This is a genomic window from Soonwooa sp. T0.1_25 (genome assembly GCF_057652215.1).
The window spans coordinates 1-3357 of the sequence record NZ_JBYFBZ010000031.1; the positions used below are offsets into that span (position 1 = coordinate 1).

General features: G+C 28.9%; 3 protein-coding genes. All 3 read right to left on the minus strand.

Annotated elements, in window-relative coordinates:
* Positions 1 to 295: 295 nt before the first annotated feature.
* The 3 genes from AC23MB_RS14115 to AC23MB_RS14125 all read right to left on the minus strand — a co-directional run bounded on the left by AC23MB_RS14115 (position 296) and on the right by AC23MB_RS14125 (position 2641).
* On the minus strand, positions 296 to 1582 hold the full coding sequence (locus AC23MB_RS14115; protein WP_409508892.1) for a DUF389 domain-containing protein: 1287 nt from the start codon (positions 1580 to 1582) through the stop codon (positions 296 to 298).
* A gap of 258 nt (positions 1583 to 1840) precedes the next feature.
* Positions 1841 to 2113: a hypothetical protein gene (locus tag AC23MB_RS14120; RefSeq protein ID WP_487787620.1), complete on the minus strand. Its 273-nt coding sequence runs from the start codon at positions 2111 to 2113 to the stop codon at positions 1841 to 1843.
* Between the two features lie 3 nt (positions 2114 to 2116).
* Positions 2117 to 2641 (minus strand): hypothetical protein, encoded by a 525-nt coding sequence (locus AC23MB_RS14125; RefSeq protein ID WP_487787621.1) that lies wholly within the window; start codon positions 2639 to 2641, stop codon positions 2117 to 2119.
* Positions 2642 to 3357: the final 716 nt, after the last annotated feature.

Consider the following 3357-nt stretch of genomic DNA (forward strand, 5'->3'; position numbering starts at 1 on the left):
ACCTAATGATTTTTTGTTGTTCCATAGCTTGACAATATTTAATGAATTTTTTGTCAACCTATTTCAGGAATATGCATTTTTTAAGATTGCAGATAACGGAAAAAGTATTGGCGAAGTGCGGGATAAGAAGTTGAAAATGTTCAACTTACACGACAATTAGCAAAAAACTTTTTCGTTGAACCAAATTACAAAAAAACCGTGAAACGAAAAGTTTTTTTGCGACGAAATACAAACAAATCTTTCTATTATAAATTTAACCCCGCATTTTGCCAATACTATGTTAGCTGTAGTTATATTATTTTTCATTAATAACCATTATTTTTTTGTCATTAAACCTTGTGATGAGCCAGCTTTTAAATTTTGATTCGTCTATATTTTTTTCACTTTTATAGATAATTGCAGTTCTTGTAGTTATCGAATCTGGCTTTTTATAATTATGTATTTTTCCAAAATATATTTCATTAATTTCAGGAAAAAGTATTTTAACTTCCTTGTTAATTTCGTTATTTCCTACTTTGTAAGAATTTATTTCATTCGATAAATTGTTGATTTGTAAATCTTTCTCAGAGATGTTATTTGTATTCTTCTTTATTTCCGCCAATATATCTTTTCTTAGATCAGAAGTGTTTTGTTTAATTTCTAACTTAGTATTTGTTAAATTATAATTCAATAATTTTTGATTAAGAATTATTATTTCTGTGCTATCGAATTTTTTACTTAATAAAGCTAATTGTATTTTTTTAGGATTAGAGTTATAATCTATATTTTTATAAATGATTGTATATCCTTTGTTATAAAACTCATTATTTATAAAATTTTCTGTGCTTTGGGAATATTTTTTTTCTTGTAATAAAGTATATGCAAGATAGAAACTTGGAATGATCATTAGAGCCATTAAAAGATAAATTGTTGTTTTAACTTTTTTGTCGAAGTTTTTATTTTCTGTTTTTATTGGTTCGTATTTTAAATATTTAATTATGAGGAAAGTAGAAATTCCTATAAAAAAACAGTTGATCGAATATAAATATAATGCTCCTGCAATATATTTAAAATTTAAAGTCGCTAATCCAAAACCGGCTGTACAGAGTGGCGGCATAAGAGCCGTGGCAATTGCAACACCAGGAATTGGATTTCCTTTGTCGATACGTGTTATGGAAATTGCACCTACAATTCCTCCAAAAAAAGCAATTAAAACATCGTAAATAGTGGGTGAAGTTCTGGCTAATAATTCCGATTGAGCCTCTTTAAAAGGACTTATATAAAAGTATGTTGCAGATACAATAAAACCAACCAGAGTTGCAATAAAAAGATTTTTAATTGATCTTTTCAGTAAATCGAAATCATAAGTGGCCAATGCAAATCCGCTTCCAACAATAGGTCCCATAAGTGGAGAAATAAGCATGGCACCAATGATTACAGCAGTTGAATTAACATTAAGACCAACCGATGCAACTAAGATTGCAAATGCCAAAATCCAAAGATTTGCACCTCGAAATGAAATATTAGATATTATACTTTCTCTTACTTTTTCTGGTTTTTCTTCACCTTGATGTAGGCCAAACAATTTTGTAAAAAAATTCATAAGTACAATTTTTAACAAAATAATAATATTTATGATTATGTTCCAAAAATAATTACGGCTAACGGAAAAAGTATTTGCGAAGGGCGGGCTAAATTTAACTGAAAGTTCAATTTCGACCAACCGAAGCAAATTGCTTTTTCAGATTACCAAATTACAAAAAAAGTAATATGAAAAGCAAGTTGCGACTAAATGTATGGGGTAGTGGTTTTATAGATTCAACCCCGCCTTTTGCAAATACTATGTTAGCTGTAGTTTTTATTATTCTAAATCTTCTTCAAAAACATAAATAAACTCCTCGTGTAAAACAAATTCTTCATTTGTAATAGTTTTGATTTTAGCTATTGTATAATCAAACCCTTTTTGCGTGAATAAATCATTTTCAGCTATTCTATTAATATTTTTCACAACAAGTTTCTTTTCAATTTGATTTAAATATGAATTATTTAAAATTTGTTTTTTTGTTGCGAGGATAATATAACTTTCTTGTTGGTTAGTTTTTATCCTAACAATATCTCCAATATTGTATTTCATTACTTAAAAATCTGAATTTATTCTTTTTTGTCTCATATTTAACTCTTCAAACATAATTAGCCCGAACAAATAATTATCCTTAGTTCTTGATCTTGTATGTTCTAGTTTTACTTTTTTCCCCATCCAAATATTACAATTTAATAAAGAAACTTCTCCTTTGCAATTACTAGCTGTTGGTTTACCAAAAGAATTCTCTAAACCGTATGTGACTTGAGAAAATTGCTCTGAGTTATAATCATTTTCCCATCCGAAAGCTATGAAAATAGCAGCAAGTTTTTTGTTTAAAAAATATAAATTAATTCTACTTATTTTTACATTTTGAATGTCAGTTATGTCATTTCCCTCATAAATATATTCATCCATATTATTAAATTTGGAATTATTATTTTTAATATTCTTTATTTGTGAAATATCTGTACCGAATTTGAATTTTCGAAATCCAAAATTATTATCAAGTTTTTCAATGTTTTGAGCCCAAAAATTGGAAAAAAATAAGATTAGAAATATTTGTAGAAATTTAGTATTCATAATGTTGTTTAAAAATTACAGCTAACGGGAAAGGGCTTGGCGAAGGCGGGGATAAGAAGGACGGAAATTCCAACTAAACACGAACCGAGCAAAAACCATTTTCGTTTTTTCAAAATTACAAAAAAATAAAAAAAACGAAATGGTTTTTTGCGGCGAAAAGTGCTGAAATCTTCTAAATGATAACTCTCCGCCCCGCTTTTGCCAAACCCATGTTATGTGATGTGGCAATTTTCCATAATTTTTTATTCAGTTAGATTCAGTTTTCAGAAGTTTCATTCAGCAAGGTTTTTAAAATTCAGCGTCATTTTTAAAACTCAAGCGCGAATTTATTCACACAGTTAAAATTTCAGATCGCTAAAATTCAAAAATTTTTTCGGAAAGATTTTGCGTAGGATTTTCAGTCAGAATTTTTTCAGCAGAGTGATTTTGACGCGTTAAATTGTTTTCACGCACATATTCCGTTAGTGATGTGGTGTCAGAAATCAGTTTTTAAGTCAAGTCCGTGATATATTCAGTCAGTCAAGCAGAAAATGAATTCAGACCTTGTTTTCACGCATTTTTGGTCTGGATTCAGTTTCTTTTTTATTCACTAAAAATCGTGGAGTTTATTTCGGAGCGTGATTTTTGATGCCATATCACATAACGGAAAAAGTATTGGCGAAGTGCGGGCTGGATTTAACTGAAAGTTCAATTCAGAACCGAGCGAAGCCGATGCT

What these genes read in the sequence shown, in the direction of transcription:
- AC23MB_RS14115 (WP_409508892.1), bottom strand. Translation starts at nt 1,582, where the DNA reads ATGAATTTTTTTACAAAATTGTTTGGCCTACATCAAGGTGAAGAAAAA.
- AC23MB_RS14120 (WP_487787620.1), bottom strand. Translation starts at nt 2,113, where the DNA reads ATGAAATACAATATTGGAGATATTGTTAGGATAAAAACTAACCAACAA.
- AC23MB_RS14125 (WP_487787621.1), bottom strand. Translation starts at nt 2,641, where the DNA reads ATGAATACTAAATTTCTACAAATATTTCTAATCTTATTTTTTTCCAAT.